This is a genomic window from Tardiphaga sp. vice154, assembly GCF_007018645.1.
Classification (GTDB): Bacteria; Pseudomonadota; Alphaproteobacteria; order Rhizobiales; family Xanthobacteraceae; genus Tardiphaga.
Genome location: NZ_CP041399.1, coordinates 4,722,690 through 4,739,900, shown reverse-complemented (window position 1 = coordinate 4,739,900; position 17,211 = coordinate 4,722,690). Strand labels below are relative to the sequence as shown.

The window sequence follows — 17,211 nt, the reverse complement described above, 5'->3', positions numbered from 1 at the left end:
ACCCGTTCGCCTCAAGCGCGCACATGAGACGCAGAATCAATCAAAATAAACATATGGACGCTTGCCGACGGTACCTTTCGCAGCTAGCAAGCCGTACACCTTCCGTGTTTCCGGACATTTCAGTGCTGTTGGACTATTTTGCCGCGATGGCCGCGCGTTCGGCTGTCGCTCCAGCGCGATGGCGCAGGCCCTTTTTGAAATGGCTCGACGGGATCGAGCAGGGCTGGGCTATTCCCTTGCTGATCGTGGCGTTTGCCGCGGCCTGGCTGGTGTTTCTGACCATCGCCTATCTGAGCGGCGATCTGCATGCCGACGCGCTGGAAACCTGGACGATCGGCCGCGAATTCGCCTGGGGCAATGCCAAGCATCCGCCTTTGATGGGGTGGGCCGCCTGGGGCTGGACGCTGGTGTTTCCGCTCAACGACTGGTCGTTTCAACTGCTGTCGATGACCAATGCGGCGGTGGCGCTGTGGGCGGTCGACCTGATCGTGCGGCGGTTCGTCCGCGGCGATGGCCGCGCCGTCGTGCTGCTGCTCTTGATGCTGCTGCCGGCCTACCAGTTCCACGCCCAGCGCTTCAACGCCAATACGGTGCTGCTCGCCGTGTGGCCGCTCGCGACCTATTGTTTCCTGCGCTCCTATGAGAGCCGCGCGATCGGCTGGGCGATCGCGGCCGGCGTCTTCGGCGCGCTGGCGATGCTCGGCAAGTATTATTCGGTATTTCTGACCGGCAGCTTTCTGCTGGCGGCGATCGCACATCCGCAGCGCGCGTTGTATTTCAGCTCCTGGGCACCGTGGGCCAGTGCGCTGGCCGGGCTGATCGTGCTGGGGCCGCACATCCATTGGTTGGCGACTTCCGGCGCGGCGCCGTTCGCCTATGCGATGCAGGTCCATGGCGGCGTGCCGTTCGGCCCGTCGTTTCTGGAGGCCGGCGCTTTCCTGCTTGGCATTGCGGCGACGGTGGCATTGCCGGCGTTCGTCTGGATGCTGTCGGCGGGCCGGCGTCTGTCGCTCTTTGGTGCCGATTTCCGCGCCATGAACCCGGGGCTCCAGCTGCTGTTCTGGATCTTCGTCGGCACCGTGGCACTGCCGACCCTGGTTGCCATCGTCGTCGGAACCGATATGCCGTCGCTTTGGGCCTTGCAGGGCTTGTTCCTGTTGGCGATCCTGGTGGTGTGCGGCGCCAGCTACACGCTGGAGCGTTTGTACGTCGTGAATCTGGTAGTGATGGTCGGCGCGATCGCCGCCGTGGCGATCATCGTGGCAGCACCGATTCACGCTTATTATCGCAACAACATCAATCCGAACGAGCGCAGCTATTATAGGCTTGCCGCCTTCGAACTGACCAAGCGCTGGCGTGCGATATCGGACAAGTCGATGCCGGCGATCTCGGGCGATGACGGACTGGCTTTTGCCACCGCCTTCTACAGCCCCGATCACCCGGTGTACCGCCGCCCGTTTCAGTATCAATATACCTGGGGCATGCCGCGGGTAACGACGCTGGAAAAAGGCTGGGCCGCGATGTGCTTTGCGGACGACCAGGCCTGTCGGGGCTGGATGGACAAGGTCGTTGCGATTGCGCCTGAGTTCACCCGTGTCGACTTCGAGGTCATCCCCTATCTGTGGGGGCGGGCCGGCCCGCCCGGTCGTCTGATCGCACTGATGATGCCGCCGCAGGACGACCGGCCCGTGGCCACGCAGGCCCCGTCCACCGCTGCCTCCGCGGATTTCTCCTCCAGTCACCGCCAGCCGGCGCCCTGAGCCGTCGCGCAGTTGTGCGGAACCGGCAAAGCGCCTAGATCGGGCCTCACGGGTCAGCCCGATCGAATTTGAGCCGGAACCGCCCTTGCGGTCCGAAGGAGACATCATGACGCTGCGCGACAACATCAACAATGCGGTCAAGGATGCGATGCGCGCCAAGGATGAGCGCAAGCTCTCTACGCTGCGGATGGTCAATTCGACGATCAAGAACGCCGATATCGAAGCCCGCGGCCAAAGCAAGCCGCCTCTGTCCGATGGCGACCTGCTCAGCGTGCTGCAGAAGATGATCAAGCAGCGCCAGGAATCCGTCGAACTGTACGAAAAGGGCGGCCGCGCCGAACTGGCCGAGCAGGAGCGCGCCGAGATCGCCGTGATCTCCGCCTATCTGCCGCAGCAGATGTCGGAGGACGACGTCAAGGCGGTGATCTCGGCCGAAATCGCGGCTTCGGGCGCTGCGGGTATCAAGGACATGGGCAAGGTGATCGCCGCGCTGAAGGCGAAATATGCCGGCCAGATGGATTTCGGCAAAGCCTCGGGCCTGGTCAAGGCCGCGCTGACGAGCTGATTGTTACTTCCCTCTCCTCAACGGGGAGAGGGAGCGCACGACCCGCCCGTCGCTGCAACCAAACATGAAGCATGCGGGCGCTATCCGCCCGTCTTCTCCGTCTGGTCATAGACCAGCCGCGCCACCTGGTTGAGCCGGTCCTTGTCGGTCGGGCCGCTCACGACGTAGCCGACGCCTTTGTCGGCCCAGAACAGTGCGCCGTCCTTGTCCTGCGAGGCATAGCGCATCTGGGTGGTGTCGGTTGCCGCGCGGGACGTGTAGAGCGTGTAGCGTTCGCCGGTCGGGCTTTCATACATGAAGAACGCCGCCGGCGCTTCCGGGCCGGGCAGCAGCCGGCCGCCGACCAGCTTCAGCCCGGTGCCATCGAGCTCCGGTGCCTTGACCGCGTAGCCGACGCGCTTCGACAGCCACTGCTGCAGATGCGCGCGCTCGGAGCCCGCGACTTCCACGGGATGGCGCACTTCGACGACGTAGAGCCGGTGTGCGCCAAGCGCATCGAGCGTGAAGTTCTGGAACACCGAGGGCGCGGCTGCGGCGCCATGCGCCAGCCAGCCGACGCTGCCGCCGACCACGAAGGCCAGCAACGTCGCGGCCACCGCGCCGATCAGAAATGACCGTGGCTGCCGCACCAGCCGGTCGATCTCCAGTCGGGCCGGCACGCTCTCGTCGGCGACGGCGTCGTAGCGCGCATGCAGCAGCTCGGCCATTGCGCGCCACGACTGCACCCGCGCGGCATCGTCGGGATGCGCAGCGAGCCACGCCTCGACCTCGCCGCGGCGCTCCGCCGGCAACTCATTATCGACGTAGGCGTGCAGTTCGTCTTCGGTGACGGGCATGCGGGGTTCGGTCATCGGCGTGGTCTCGGGTGGGTCGCAATGGTGTTCAACGAAGCGCTCTCGGAATCCCTCCCCCTTGCGGGGAGGGTCTGCCGAACGGAGGACGATACGCAGCATCGTTCGGAGTGGAGGCCGGGGTGGGGGTGCCACGGGCGACGTCGCTTGTGGCAACCCCCACCCGACCGCGCTTCGCGCGGCCACCCATGGCGGACGAATTCGTCCGCCAGACCCCGCAAGGGGGAGGGGAAAAAAACCGCCGCTGCTTGATAAATCATGCTCATCACTTCACCGCCCGCAGCGCCGGGCGCTGGCCTTCGAGATAGGCCTTCACATGGGCGCGGGCGCGGGCGAGGCGGCTCATCACGGTGCCGATCGGCACGCCTTGGATCTCGGCGACCTCGCGGTAGCTCAAGCCCTCCAGCATCACCAGCAGCAGCACCGCACGCTGATCCTCGACCAGCGCCGCCAGCGCGCGCGCGATATCGCGGCCCTCGGCTTCGGTGCCGGAGGCGTCCGCATTGTTGTCGAACAATTCGGTCATCAGCGGCCGGCGCGCCAGAGAGCGGCGGCGGTTGCGATTGAGGTTGGTCAGGATGGTGTAGAGCCAACTGCGCAGGTCGCCGCCGATGAACAGTTTTTCCGAGCGCAGCGCGCGCACCAGCGTGTCCTGCACCAGGTCGTCGGCGATGTCGGCGTCGCGCGTCAGCGCCCGCGCATAACGCCGCAGGGCCGGGATCAGGGTCTCGACGTCGTCGCGAAACGCGCTCATGGGCTCTGGGTCACGGTTCAATTCCTGCCGGGTTCCACGGTGCGGGGGGAAGCGCCGTTGTCATCATAACACCTTGGCCGCTCGTCTATTCCGGGACCGTTGCCCACGGTAAACGCAGGTTTGCGGGGTGGATTGGGGCTGTACCGAGAGGGAGCGCTGGTGTACCTCGAAAGGCTGATTTTCAAGCGGACAGGACACGACATGGTTGAACCTACAGGCCTGATGCAGGGCAAGCGCGGCGTTATTCTCGGCCTCGCCAACAACCGTTCGATCGCCTGGGGCATCGCCAAATCCTGCCACGCGCAGGGTGCCGAACTCGCTTTTACCTATCAGGGCGACGCGCTGAAGAAGCGGGTTGAGCCGCTGGCGGCCGAACTCGGCGGCCTCGTGCTCGGCCATTGCGACGTCACCGACCCCGCCAGCATCGATGCGGCGTTCGCGGTGCTGCAGGAGAAGTGGGGCAAGATCGACTTCGTGGTCCACGCCATCGCCTTCTCCGAGAAGGAGGGGCTCGAGGGCCGCTATGTCGATACCACCGCGGAGAATTTCTCCAAGACCATGCTGATCTCGTGCTTCTCGCTGACGGCGATCGCACAGCGCGCCGAAAAGCTGATGACGCAGGGCGGTTCGATCATAACGCTGACCTATTACGGCGCCGAGAAGTGGATGCCGCATTACAACGTGATGGGCGTGGCGAAAGCGGCGCTGGAGGCCAGCGTGCGCTATCTCGCCGCCGACCTCGGCGTGCAGAACATCCGCGTCAACGCGATCTCGGCGGGTCCGATCAAGACGCTGGCGGCGTCGGGCATCGGCGATTTCCGCTACATCCTGAAATGGAACGAGCACAACGCGCCGCTGCGCCGGACCACGACCATCGATGAAGTCGGCGACAGCGCGCTGTATCTATTGTCCGACCTGTCGCGCGGCGTCACCGGCGAAGTGCACCACGTCGATTCCGGCTACCACGTCCTCGGCATGAAGCGCCCGGACGCGCCGGACATCTCGCTGAACAAGGACTGATCGCGCCCGTTATGCCGCAACCCACGATCTATTACATCCGCCACGGCCAGACGGAATGGAACGCACTCGGCCGTTTCCAGGGCTCCAAGGATATTCCGCTCAACGACCTCGGTCGCGAGCAGGCGGCGCATGCCGGGGGAATCCTGAAAGAGTTGCTGGCGCAGCACGCGCGCGACGCGGACAGCCTCGGCTTCGTGTCGAGCCCGCTTGGCCGGGCGCGCTCGACGATGGAGTTCGTCCGCAGCCAGCTCGAATTGCCGCCGCAGCACTACGCGCTGGACGACCGGTTGCGCGAGATCGGCTACGGTCACTGGGAGGGCTCGACGCTCGCCGAGCAGGAGGCCTTGCATCCCGAGATCTTCGCCGCCCGCGAGCTCGACAAATGGAGCAGCCCGCCGCCCGAAGGCGAAAGCTACGCCTCGGTGCAGTTGCGCATGCGCGACTGGTATGAAGGCCTGACCGGCGATACCGTCGCCGTGGCGCATGGTGGCACCGCCCGGGCCCTGATGGTGGCGCTGGACGTACAGACCATCGCTGCCGCGGCCGAACTGCCGATCGAGCAGGGCGCCGTCTACGTGTTCAGCAACGGCGGGCTCGCGAAGTATACTTAAAGTCAGGCGCGCTTTCTTCCTTCTCCCCTTGTGGGAGAAGGTGGCTGCGCGCAGCGCGGCCGGATCAGGGGTAGCCACAAACTCCGAGCCCAGAACCCCCTCATCCGTCGCGGACTTCGTCCGCGCCACCTTCTCCCACAAGGGGAGGAGGAAGAACGCCAGCTGTGCCGCCATTTGACCCCCCGAACCGCCCGCGTTACGACAGCAGCCAGTTTCGAGAGACCGCCCCATGTCCTTCAATACTTTCGGCCATCTGTTCCGGGTCACCACCTTTGGCGAGAGCCATGGGCCGGCGATCGGCTGCGTGGTCGATGGTTGCCCGCCGTTGCTGCCGCTCGACGTGGCCGACATCCAGGCCGACCTCGACCGCCGCAAGCCCGGGCAGTCGCGCTTCACCACGCAGCGCCAGGAGGCCGATCTCGTCAAAATCCTGTCCGGGGTGATGGCGCATCCGGAAACCGGGGTGCAGGTGACGACGGGGACGCCGATCGCGCTGATGATCGAAAACACCGATCAGCGCTCCAAGGACTATTCCGACATCAAGGACAAGTTTCGCCCGGGCCACGCCGATTTCACCTATGAGGCGAAATACGGCATTCGCGATTACCGCGGCGGCGGGCGTTCCTCGGCGCGCGAGACCGCGACCCGCGTCGCCGCCGGCGCCATTGCACGCAAGATCGTGCCGGGCATGATAGTGCGCGCCGCGCTGGTGCAGATGGGACCGCACAAGATCGACCGCGCCAACTGGGACTGGGACGAGGTTCACAACAACCCGTTCTTCTGCCCCGACAAGGACAAGGCCGCGTTTTTTGAGGGCTATCTCGACGGCATTCGCAAATCCGGTTCGTCGATCGGTGCGGTGATCGAGGTCGTCGCCGAGGGCATTCCGGCCGGTCTGGGGGCGCCGATCTATGCCAAGCTCGACGCAGACATCGCCGCGGCGCTGATGAGCATCAACGCGGTCAAGGGCGTCGAGATCGGCGACGGCTTTGCCGCGGCGGAATTGTCCGGCGAGAACAATGCCGACGAAATGCGGATGACCAACCACGGCGCCTCGTTCCTGTCCAACCATGCCGGCGGCGTGCTCGGCGGCATTTCGACCGGACAGCCGGTGGTGGCGCGCTTCGCGGTGAAGCCGACGTCGTCGATCCTGTCGCCGCGGCAGACCATCGACCGCTCCGGCGCCGACACCGATATTCTGACCAAGGGGCGCCACGACCCCTGCGTCGGCATTCGCGCCGTGCCGGTCGGCGAGGCAATGGTCGCCTGTGTGATGGCCGACCAGTTTTTGCGGCATCGCGGCCAGGTGGGCTAGGCTCTCCGCGATCAAGCCAATCGCAGGTGTCCATTGACCGATCCTATCAGCGACATCACCGCCTGGCTCACCGACGGCGCACGCTCGACGCCGGAGCCGAGCGACATGATGGCGGAATGCTGCGAGCGGCTGATCGCCGCCGGGCTGCCATTGTGGCGCGTCGGCGTGTTCGTCCGCACGCTGCATCCGGAAATTTTCGGCCGCAATTTCATCTGGCGTCCGACCACCGGCGTGGAGCTTGGCTCGGTGGATTTCGACATCCAGCACACCCCGGAATTTCTCCGTAGCCCGCTGGCGATCGTGTTCCAGGAAGGCGCCGAAGTGCGCTGCCGGCTGGATGCTCCCGGCAACAACCGGTTTCCGTTCTTCGATGACATGCGCGCCGAGGGCGTCACCGACTACGTCGCCGTCCCGCTGTCGTTTGTCGATGGCATGATCCACGCTTCAAGCTGGACGACCCGGCAGCAAGGTGGCTTCACCGACGCGCAGTTGACCGACCTCAAGCGGGTGGTGCCACCCCTGACCCGGTTGATCGAGGTGATTGGCCTGCGCCGGACTGCGGAGACGCTGCTCGACACCTATGTCGGCCCGCGCGCCGGCGAGCGCATTCTGGCCGGGCAGATCCGCCGCGGGCACACCGAGACCATGCATGCCGCGATCTGGCTTTCCGACCTGCGCGGCTTCACCGCTTTGTCCGACCGGCTGCCGCCGGAGCAGGTGGTCGAGATTCTCAACCTGTACTTCGATTGCCAGGTCGCGGCGATCCACAAGCACGGCGGCGAAGTGCTGAAATTCATGGGCGACGGGCTGCTCGCGGTGTTTCCCATCGAGGCCGACGAGCAGGCTCTTTGCAGCCGTGTCCTGGAAGCCGCGCGAGAGGCGCGCGCCGCGGTGGCGGCCATGCAGTTTGTCAGCGGCGAAACGCCGGAGCGTTTCCGGTTCGGCGTCGCCTTGCATGTCGGCAGACTTCTCTATGGCAATATCGGCGGCGGCAACCGGCTCGATTTCACCTGCATCGGCCCGGCGGTGAATCTGGCCGCACGGCTGGAGAAGATTGCAGGCCGTCTCGGGCGCACGATCGTGGCGTCCGGCGCCTTCGTCGGCACCTGCGCCGCCGACTGGGACAATCTCGGCGAATTCCCCATCGCCGGATTTTCGAGGGCCGAGCAGGTCTACGGCCTGTCGGACGAAACGCCGCGCGAGTGACGTCAGGCGGCGCGCACCGTTTCGAGGAAGCGGTGGACTTCGGACTTCAGCCGGTTGCTGTCGCCGGACAATGACTTCGCCGCCGACAGAACCTGGCCGGAGGCCGCGCCCGTTTCGTTGGCGCCGTGCTGCACGTCGGCGATGTTGGCGGAGACCTGCTGGCTCCCCAGAGCCGCCTGCTGCACATTGCGCGAGATTTCCTGTGTCGCCGCGCCTTGCTCCTCGACCGCCGAGGCGATGGTCGATGCGATCTCCGACATCTGGCCGATGGTCAGGCCGATCGCCTGGATGGCGTTGACGGAATGCCGGGTCGCGGCCTGGATGCCCTCGATCTGCTGGCCGATCTCGCCGGTGGCCTTGGCGGTCTGCTCGGCAAGCGCCTTTACTTCGGAGGCCACCACGGCAAAACCGCGGCCGGCATCGCCGGCGCGGGCCGCCTCGATGGTCGCGTTGAGCGCGAGCAGGTTGGTCTGGGCTGCAATGGTATTGATGAGTTCGACCACAGCTCCGATCCGGCCGGCCGCTTTGGCGAGTTCGGCCACCCGGTCATTGGTCTCGCGGGCCTGATCGACGGCATCACCCGCAATCCGCGCCGAGGCCTGGACCTGGCGGCTGATCTCATTGACCGAGCTGGACAGCTCCTCGGTGGCTGACGCCACGGCCTGGACGTTGGTGGAAGCCTCTTCCGAGGCGGCGGCCACCAGGGTGGCAAGCTGCTGCGAGCGGTCGGCGGTGGCCGTCAGCGTGTCGGCGGAGGCTTCGAGCTCGGTCGAGGCCGCGGACACCGTCTCGACGATCTCGCCCACTGCGCCCTCGAAGCTGTCGGCCAGGCGGTGCATCTCCTGCCGGCGCAGGTCGGCCGCGCGCAGTTCCTGCTGGCGTTGCGCGTCGGCTTCCTGCTGGGCTTTCTCCTGCGCCTTGATCTTGAACTGTCCGACGGCGGCAGCCATCTCGCCGATTTCATCGCGCCGCCCGAGACCGGGCAGCACCACGGCAAAATTGCCCTCCGCCAGCTGCAGCACGGCCCGGACCAGGCCGGACAGGGCGTTCGACACCGACAGGCCGATGATCGCCGAGGTCAGGCCGACGATCGAAGTGGCGGCGGCAAACGCCACCAGCAGCCAGGTCCGGGCGGATTCCCGACTGGAGATCTCGGCGCTCACCGCCTCGCTGTGGACCAGCGCGATGCCCTTCTGCATTTCCACGATCAGCGGCTCGATGGTCTGGAAGGTCTTCGACATCGCGGCGCCGCGCCGTTTCACCTCGTCTGCGCCCGCGGCCCAGGCCATGAACGCATTCTGGTAAGCGGTAACCTGACCGGCCATCTCGGCCTTGATGCCAGGCAAGATGTCGGAGGCGGCGACCGAGTTTGAAAATTCGGTCACCGTCTTCGTCAGTTCGGCGACATATTTGGGGTCGCGCCGCAGCATGAAATCCTTTTCATGGCGACGCATCATCAGCATGCTGCTGGTGAGTTGCGGATCCCCGATCGTTTTCAGCTTCGACTCGACGTCGTGGACGGCGGCTCGCAACGTGCCTGACAGGCCGGCATTCTCATTGAGTCCGAGGCTGGTCTCGGCGCCAGCCAGGGCGGCGAAGTCGCCGGCATAGGCTTTGTAGCCCGAGGCCGCCGTGGTGACGCGCTCCAGCAACGCCGGGTTGGCCTGCAGCAGCAGTTTGAGTTCGTCGAAGTGCTGCCCGATTGCGGCGGACAGCGCCGCATGATTTTTGGCATAGGCCTCGTCGCGGCGAAGCTGGAAATCCTTCTCGGCGCGTCGCGCCTCCAGCATCTCGATCGATAGACGTTGATTGAGCTCGGTCGTGAGCCGGGCGTCCTCCGCTATCGTGCGCGAGGCATCCTGGCGGGCACTGCTGAACTGGTAGATCGCGCCGAATGACACAAGGCTGACGATGCTGATCGCGGCGATGGACATGATCTTGTGGGACAGACGGAGGTGGAAATGGGCCATGTCGTTGCCGTGATTTAGAGCAAAGGGAGATGATGTCGAGGGCATCCTGCGATACCGGCAGTCTGGTCACGTAGCCCGTACAACTACGGATTCTGTCCGCAATCGAATATAGCTGCAACTCGTGAAGTTGTGATTAACTTCGAGGGGCGGCGGGAGACTGGCGCGTAAAATCTGCGGCGATGACATGTCGCTGAAGTGTAGTTCAGCGTCGTCGTCGCGGAGGGGTGTTCAGCTACTCTTCCGGCTCGGTGGTGAACAGCAGCGGATAGCCCTTGGCGCGGCCGGCGTCGGTGGCGCGGGTCGCCTTGGTCTCGGCGACGTCGCGAGTGAACACCGCGACCACGCAGGCGCCGAGCTTGTGCGCGGTGATCATCACCTTGTGCGCCTGGTCCTCGGTCATCCTGAACTCGCCCTGCAGCACCCTCGTCACGAATTCACGCGGCGTGAAATCGTCGTTGACGAGGATCACCTTGTACAGCTTCGGGCGCTCGACCTTCGGCTTGGTCTTGGTGCGGGGCGTGGTGGTGGTCGCGGGCATTCTGCGGCAGCTCCGGGCGCCATCGGGGTGAGTAACATCATAGTGTCACCGCAGAAAACTGTCGATCCGCTGTCGTGCCGGGAAGACCAGTTGAACGGAATGTGACCTCGACCGCGGGTTCCTGCTTTGCGCGCCGTCATTTGCATGTCACGATCCCGACTTCGACGGGAGGGCCGCTATGCGCTGGTATGTCTCGATTGGAGTGGTGCTGGTCGCCGGAGCGATCGCCGGTGGCGATGTCGCCAGCGTGGCTGCGCCGAATGCGCGGCTGGTCGAAGCCCGCGACCCCGTCGTCGATGTCGAACTGGTGCTGGCGGTCGACGTCTCCTATTCGATGGACATGGACGAGTTGGCGATCCAGCGCGAGGGCTACGCCCAGGCCATCGTCTCCCGGGAATTCCTCTCCGCGCTGAAGACCGGCCCGACCGGCAAGATCGCGGTGACCTATTTCGAATGGGCTGCCTCGACCGACCAGAAGTTGATCATCCCCTGGCGCATCATCGATGGCCCGGAATCGGCCGACGCGGTGGCCGCCGAGATCATGCGGACACCGATCAGGCGGGCATCGCGCACCTCGATTTCCGGCGCGATCTATTTCGCGATGCCTTTGTTCGAGGCCAACAGCTACGCCGGGCTGCGCCGCGTCATCGACATCTCCGGCGACGGGCCGAACAACAACGGGTCGCCGGTCACCGTCGCGCGCGACGAGGCCCTGGCGAAAGGCATCGTCATCAACGGCCTGCCGATCATGGCCAAGGAACTGTCCTATTCGACGATGGATATCGAGAATCTCGATTTGTACTACGAGGATTGCGTGATCGGCGGGCCCGGCTCCTTCGTGGTGCCGATCAAGGAGCGCGACAAGTTCAAGGAAGCCATCCGCACCAAGCTGGTGATGGAAGTCGCCGGCCTGCAGCCGCAGCCGCGCGTGGTGCCGATCGCCGGGCGCGAGCCGCGGGTGAACTGCCTGGTGGGGGAAAAGATCTGGCAGGATCGCTGGGGGAGGTAGGCTGTAGCCCGGATGAGCGAAGCGACATCCGGGGAAAGCCTCACGGCGGGCTCTGAATCCCGGATGTCGCTGGCGGGCGCGCAATACGCGACCACCGGCTCATCCGGGCTACAGCTGACTACACCGCCGCCGTTTCCTTCTTCGGCCAGTACCTGTCCCGCAGATGCCGTTTCACCAGCTTGCCGGTCGGCGTGCGCGGCAGTTCGGCTTCGAAGTCGATGCTCTTCGGGCATTTGATGGGCGACAGGTTCTTGCGGCAGAACGCGATCAGTTCGGCCTCGAAGGCCGGACCTGCGCGGGACATGTCGTGTGGCTGGACGACCGCCTTGACCTCCTCGCCCATCTCCTCGTTCGGCACCCCGAACACCGCGACATCGGCGATCTCCGGATGGGTGATCAGCACGTCCTCGGTCTCCTGCGGGTAGATGTTCACGCCGCCGGAAATGATCATGTAGGACTTGCGGTCGGTGAGATAGAGAAAGCCCTCGTCGTCGAGATAGCCGACGTCGCCCAGCGTCGACCAGCCCTTGTCATTATAGGCGCGCTTCGTCTTCTCGGGATCGTTGTGATAGGCGAAGGTCGGCGCGTCCGCGAAATACACCGTGCCGATCTGCCCGACCGGGGCCTCCTGCTCGTTCTCGTCGACGATCTTGACGATGCCGGTGACCGCCTTGCCGACCGTGCCGCGGTGCGACAGCCATTGCTGGGAATTCGACACGGTGACGCCGTTGCCCTCCGAGCCGGCGTAGTATTCGATCAGGATCGGGCCCCACCAGTCGATCATTCGCGCCTTGACGTCGACCGGGCAGGGCGCTGCGGCGTGGATCGCGCCGTGCAGTGAGGAGACGTCGTAGCGCAGCCGCACCTCTTCCGGCAGTTTCAGCATCCGCACGAACATCGTCGGCACCAGTTGCGACTGGGTGATCCGGTGCTGCTCCACCAGCTTCAGGAACTGTTCGGCGTCGAAGCTCTCCATGATGACGGAGGTGCCGCCCAGCGTGATCGCCATCATGTTGAAGCGCAGCGGGGCCGCATGATACAGCGGCGCCGGCGACAGGTAGATGCTATCGCCGGTCATGCCGCACATGTCGGCGCAGAGTTTTTTCAGGAACGGGTTCGGCACCGTGATCGGGTTGCTCTCCGAGGCGCGCTTGATGCCCTTCGGCCGCCCGGTGGTGCCCGACGAATACAGCATGTCGTAGCCGGCCACTTCGTCCGCGATCGGCGTCGCCGGCTGGGCATCCAGCGCGGCCTTCCAGTCGTGGAAATGGTCGCGGGGCCCATCGAGAATGAAGAACTGCGTGTCGGGCGCGCCCGGGATCAGCGGGGCGATCACCTCGGCCCCCTTCGGCGAGGTGATGACGATTCGGGCGCCGCAGTCCTTCACGATGTAGGCGATCTCGTCGGCGGTGAGATAGCGGCTGATCGCGGTGTAATACAGCCCGCTGCGCTGCGCCGCCCAGCAGATCTCCATGAACTCGAGCCGGTTCTCCATCAGCAGCGCGATGTGATCGCCGGCCTTCAACCCGAGCGAGCGAAACAATTGCGCGCCCTGGTTGGATCGGGCGTCGAGCTCGTGGTAGCTGATCGACTGACCGGAGCCAGCCATCCGATAAGCGATCTTGTCCGGCTGGGTGCGGGCGTGGACGGAGGGATGGCTCATGGGGCGTTTCCTCGACAAATGGCGGATTTTTCCGCTCGTGTTGGTTGGCGCGACCGTCACCGTGGGTTGTCCGCGCGAGGGTGGATTAAAAGAGTGCAAATGAGCTTAGTCAATCGCTCAATTAACTCTTGAGTTGGGTGCGCTGATCGTATTATCTGCGCCTCGCACATGACACCGAATTCGCATCTCAGCACCCCGGGAAAACCGATCGTCGGTCGCAATCCGACCGCCGACAAGCTGTTGCTTGCGGCCAGCGAACTGATGATCGAGAGCAACTCGATCGACGTGTCGCTGAGCGAGATCGCGCATCGCTCGGGCGTTAATGCGGCGTTGGTGAAATATCATTTCGGCAACAAGGACGGTCTGCTGCTGGCGCTGCTGGCACGCGACGCGGCCACCGAGATGACTAACCTCGATTACCTGATGGCGCAGCCGATTTCGGCCGCCGCCAAGCTGAAGCTGCACATCGCCGGCATCATCAAGGCCTATCAGCAGTTTCCCTACATGAACCGGCTGATCCATCATCTGCTGCACGGTTCCAACACCGAGGCCGCCGACGAAGTCTCGAAGTTCTTCGTTGGGCCCCTGCTCGAATTCCATCGCCGCCTGCTGGCCGAGGGATTCCAGTCCGGCGAATTCCGCAAGATCGATCCGGTGCTGTTCTACACCAGCCTGATCGGTGCCTGCGACCATCTGTTCTTCTACCGTCACGCGATGTCGCGCGCCATTGGCGTCGGCCCGGTGACGGATGAAGTCAGCCGTGACTACATCGCCCACTTAGAAGCGATGATGCTCGGCGGAATGCTAACCAATAACAAGAAAGCGGGATCAACCGCCTGACGACAACGAGCTAAGAAGAAACGACCCCAAGGAAACTGTACGACCCATAAAAAAAGCTATCGGGAAACGCCCAAGGTACCTTTCTACAAAAACAAGAAAATTCGAGGAAACGCCTCCAAGGAACGGTCAACGTATCGTTCGAACAACAAAACAAGAAACGTCCAAGGACCTTCTTTTAAAAAAATATAACAAGACAAAAAAATCAGGAAACGCCCAGGGAAAGGCAAACTCGATGCAGCTGAAAGACGTAGCCGTATTCATTACCGGCGGCGGATCGGGTCTCGGTGCCGCCACCGCGCGTGCGATGGCCGCGAAGGGAGCTAAAGTCTCTGTCTTCGACCGCAGCCGGGAAAACGCCGAGAAGGTAGCCGCCGAGATCAAGGGTCTCGCCGTGGTCGGTGACGTCACCAGCGAAAGCGACGTGCAGGCCGGGCTTGCCAGGGCAGAGGCCGCGCACGGCATCGCCCGCGTTCTGGTGAACTGCGCCGGCATCGGCGGCTCGCAGCGCATCGTCGGCAAGCAGGGCGTCTATCCGCTCGACAAGTTCACCAACGTCATCATGGTCAACCTGGTCGGCACCTTCAACTGCCTGCGCCTGTTCGCCGAGCAACTGGTGAAGCTGGACGCCGTCGGCGAAGAGCGCGGCGTCATCATCAACACCGCCTCGGTTGCCGCCTATGAAGGCCAGATCGGCCAGATCGCCTATGCGGCATCGAAGGGCGGCATCGTCGGCCTGACCTTGCCGGCCGCACGCGATCTCGCCTCGCAAAAGATCCGCGTCAACACCATCGCGCCGGGCCTATTCCTGACGCCGCTCTTGATGGGGCTCAGCGAGGAGGCCCGCGCCAGCCTCGGCGCGCAGGTGCCGCATCCGGCCCGCCTCGGCGACGCTTCGGAATACGGCAATCTGGCGGTGCACATGGTCGAGAACCCGATGCTGAACGGCGAAACCATCCGCCTCGACGGCGCGATCCGCATGGCGCCGCGGTAGTCTGACTCTTTTCTTCCTTCCCTCTCCCCTTGTGGGAGAGGGTGGATCGAACCGCGAAGCGGTTCGAGACGGGTGAGGGGTAGTCGTGCGCCCGCCCCCTCACCCAATGGAGTTTGCCAATTCTGCCGGGGCTGCCCTCTCCCACGAGGGGAGAGGGCGCGACTATGGGCGCCTGCGATAGTACCAAACCACAAGAGGTCCATCGACGAGACCCCGGTTACCAATCCGTTTGGGAGAACGAGATGAACGCGCAGGCTGCCGCGGTGCTGACACAGCCCGCCTTCCGAAAGATTGACTGGCTCGAACGCGACATCGACGTTGAGCGGCGGCCGGATGGCGTCATCATCCTGAAATCGCGCGTGCCGCTGATGGACTATCCGACCCATCTGCCGGCCTCGCTGGCGAAGTGGGCTGAGCTCCGGCCGGACCTGGCCTGGCTGGCGCAGCGCGTCGGCGACGACCGGCAATGGCGCCATGTAACCTACGCCGAGGCGAAGCGCACGGTCGATGCGCTGACCCAGGCGCTGCTCGACATGCGGCTCGAAGCGGATCGCCCGGTCGCGATCCTGTCCGGCAATTCCATCGAACATGCGCTGATGACCCAGGCTTTGATGCAGGCGCGGCATCCGGCGGCGCCGGTGTCGCCGGCCTATTCGCTGATGAGCCAGGACCACGCCAAGCTGAAATACCTGTTCGACCTGATCCGGCCGGTGGCGGTGATGGTGCAGGACGGGCCTCAGTTCCAGAAGGCGCTGGACGCGCTCGACCTCACCGGCATCCGGCTGATCCATGTCGCGCGTCCGCCCGAAGGGCTTGCCAGCATGTCGTTCGCCGACATGGCCGTAACGCAGCCGACCGCGGCGGTCGAGGAGTCCATTGCGAAAATCACGCCGGATACGATCGGCAAGCTGCTGTTCACCTCCGGCTCCACCGGCGTGCCAAAAGCGGTGATTAACACCCAGCGCATGATGTGCGCCAACGCCACCATGATGATGCAGGTGCGGCCGCGCGACCCCAACGGTCCGCCGCCGGTCTATCTCGACTGGATGCCGTGGAATCACACGATGGGCGGCAACGCGCTGTGTCATCCGCTGCTGATCGAGGGCGGCACGCTGTATATCGACGACGGCCGGCCGGTGCCCGGCCTGTTCGACGAGACGCTGCGCAATCTGCGCGAGGTGTCGCCGACCTATTATGCCAACGTGCCCGCCGGCTATGCCGCGCTGGCGGCAGCGATGGAGAAGGACGATGCGTTGTGCCGCGGCTTCTTCAAGAACCTCGGCGTGATGGCCTATGGCGGCGCGCGGCTGCCCGACGATCTCTACGACCGCATGCAGGCGCTGGCGATCCGCACCACCGGCGAGCGCATCGTGTTCTACACCGGCTGGGGCTCGACGGAGACCTCGCCTACCTCGACCGGCACCTATTGGGACACCGAGCGCGTCGGCCTGATCGGCCTGCCGTTCCCGGGCGTCGAGGTGAAGATGGTGCCGACGGACGGCAAGTACGAATTGCGGCTGCGCGGCGTCAACGTGATGCCGGGATACTATCGCCAGCCCGATCTCACCAAAGCTGCGTTCGACGAGGAAGGCTTCTACAAGATCGGCGACGCCGCGGTATTCGTCGATGAGCAAGATCCGGTGCAGGGCCTGATCTTCTCCGGCCGCGTCATGGAGGATTTCAAGCTGACCACCGGCACCTTCGTGCATGTCGGCAGCCTGCGAACCGACGCCATCTCTGCGGCGACGCCGGTGGTGCAGGACGCGCTGGTCGCCGGGCAGGACCGCGCCTGGATCGGCCTGCTGGCCTGGCCCAATCTCGCCGCCTGCCGCGCGCTGATCGGCGAGCCGGACGCGGGCTTCGCCGAAGTAGTGAAGCATCCTAAAGTGCTGGCCTGCCTGAAGCAGGGCCTCGAGGCGCACAACGCCCATGCCGATGGCGGCAGCAGCCGGCGCATCGCGCGTGCGATGTGGATGGTGGAGCCGGCCTCGATCGACGGCAACGAACTCACCGACAAGGGCTACGTCAACCAGCGCGCGGGGCTCGCCCGCCGTGCCGATCTGGTGGAGCGGCTCTATGCCGATTCACCGGGCGAGGACGTCATTATTCTCAACTGAT

At 64.7% G+C, this 17,211-nt stretch carries 15 protein-coding genes; 10 read left to right on the top strand and 5 right to left on the bottom strand.

Annotated elements, in window-relative coordinates; genetic code table 11:
• The first annotated feature begins 194 nt into the window (after positions 1–194).
• Positions 195–1,760, top strand: coding sequence for a glycosyltransferase family 39 protein (locus FIU28_RS22285; RefSeq protein WP_368039452.1), 1,566 nt, complete (start codon positions 195–197; stop codon positions 1,758–1,760).
• A gap of 106 nt (positions 1,761–1,866) precedes the next feature.
• Positions 1,867–2,325 (top strand): GatB/YqeY domain-containing protein, encoded by a 459-nt coding sequence (locus FIU28_RS22280; protein ID WP_143575293.1) that lies wholly within the window; start codon positions 1,867–1,869, stop codon positions 2,323–2,325.
• A gap of 80 nt (positions 2,326–2,405) precedes the next feature.
• Here the strand turns inward: FIU28_RS22280 and FIU28_RS22275 are convergent, their stop codons facing one another.
• Positions 2,406–3,176, bottom strand: coding sequence for an anti-sigma factor family protein (locus tag FIU28_RS22275; protein ID WP_143575292.1), 771 nt, complete (start codon positions 3,174–3,176; stop codon positions 2,406–2,408).
• 265 nt (positions 3,177–3,441) lie between these two features.
• Positions 3,442–3,930: a sigma-70 family RNA polymerase sigma factor gene (locus FIU28_RS22270; protein WP_143575291.1), complete on the bottom strand. Its 489-nt coding sequence runs from the start codon at positions 3,928–3,930 to the stop codon at positions 3,442–3,444.
• Positions 3,931–4,131: 201 nt separating this feature from the next.
• Between FIU28_RS22270 and fabI the strand changes: the two genes are divergently transcribed.
• The 4 genes from fabI to FIU28_RS22250 all read left to right on the top strand — a co-directional run bounded on the left by fabI (position 4,132) and on the right by FIU28_RS22250 (position 8,082).
• Positions 4,132–4,950 (top strand): enoyl-ACP reductase FabI, encoded by an 819-nt coding sequence (gene fabI, locus FIU28_RS22265; RefSeq protein WP_143575290.1) that lies wholly within the window; start codon positions 4,132–4,134, stop codon positions 4,948–4,950.
• Between the two features lie 11 nt (positions 4,951–4,961).
• Positions 4,962–5,561 carry a histidine phosphatase family protein gene (locus FIU28_RS22260; RefSeq protein ID WP_143575289.1) on the top strand — a complete coding sequence of 200 codons (600 nt, stop codon included), beginning with the start codon at positions 4,962–4,964 and terminating at the stop codon, positions 5,559–5,561.
• Between the two features lie 229 nt (positions 5,562–5,790).
• Positions 5,791–6,876 carry a chorismate synthase gene (gene aroC / locus FIU28_RS22255; RefSeq protein WP_143575288.1) on the top strand — a complete coding sequence of 362 codons (1,086 nt, stop codon included), beginning with the start codon at positions 5,791–5,793 and terminating at the stop codon, positions 6,874–6,876.
• 33 nt (positions 6,877–6,909) lie between these two features.
• Complete coding sequence (locus FIU28_RS22250) at positions 6,910–8,082, top strand: adenylate/guanylate cyclase domain-containing protein (RefSeq protein ID WP_246660770.1); 1,173 nt, start codon at positions 6,910–6,912, stop codon at positions 8,080–8,082.
• A gap of 2 nt (positions 8,083–8,084) precedes the next feature.
• Here FIU28_RS22250 and FIU28_RS22245 read toward each other — a convergent pair whose 3' ends face one another.
• Both FIU28_RS22245 and clpS read right to left on the bottom strand, forming a co-directional pair.
• Positions 8,085–10,052, bottom strand: coding sequence for a methyl-accepting chemotaxis protein (locus tag FIU28_RS22245; protein WP_143575287.1), 1,968 nt, complete (start codon positions 10,050–10,052; stop codon positions 8,085–8,087).
• A gap of 232 nt (positions 10,053–10,284) precedes the next feature.
• Positions 10,285–10,590 carry an ATP-dependent Clp protease adapter ClpS gene (clpS, locus tag FIU28_RS22240; RefSeq protein ID WP_143575286.1) on the bottom strand — a complete coding sequence of 102 codons (306 nt, stop codon included), beginning with the start codon at positions 10,588–10,590 and terminating at the stop codon, positions 10,285–10,287.
• Between the two features lie 178 nt (positions 10,591–10,768).
• On the opposite strand from clpS, the gene FIU28_RS22235 reads away from it, so the two are divergent.
• Positions 10,769–11,599, top strand: a complete 831-nt coding sequence (locus tag FIU28_RS22235) for a DUF1194 domain-containing protein (protein ID WP_143575285.1) — start codon at positions 10,769–10,771, stop codon at positions 11,597–11,599.
• A gap of 118 nt (positions 11,600–11,717) precedes the next feature.
• On the opposite strand, the gene FIU28_RS22230 is transcribed toward FIU28_RS22235, so the two are convergent.
• A complete protein-coding gene (locus tag FIU28_RS22230; protein WP_143575284.1) occupies positions 11,718–13,262 on the bottom strand; it encodes an acyl-CoA synthetase in 1,545 nt (514 codons plus the stop codon).
• Positions 13,263–13,430: 168 nt separating this feature from the next.
• On the opposite strand from FIU28_RS22230, the gene FIU28_RS22225 reads away from it, so the two are divergent.
• From FIU28_RS22225 to FIU28_RS22215, 3 genes are all read left to right on the top strand, one after another.
• Entirely contained in the window at positions 13,431–14,102 is a 672-nt protein-coding gene (locus FIU28_RS22225) for a TetR family transcriptional regulator (protein ID WP_143575283.1), read from the top strand.
• A 232-nt stretch (positions 14,103–14,334) separates the two neighbouring features.
• Entirely contained in the window at positions 14,335–15,093 is a 759-nt protein-coding gene (locus FIU28_RS22220; protein WP_143575282.1) for an SDR family NAD(P)-dependent oxidoreductase, read from the top strand.
• A gap of 242 nt (positions 15,094–15,335) precedes the next feature.
• Positions 15,336–17,210: an AMP-binding protein gene (locus FIU28_RS22215; RefSeq protein ID WP_143575281.1), complete on the top strand. Its 1,875-nt coding sequence runs from the start codon at positions 15,336–15,338 to the stop codon at positions 17,208–17,210.
• The last annotated feature ends 1 nt before the right edge of the window (position 17,211 follow it).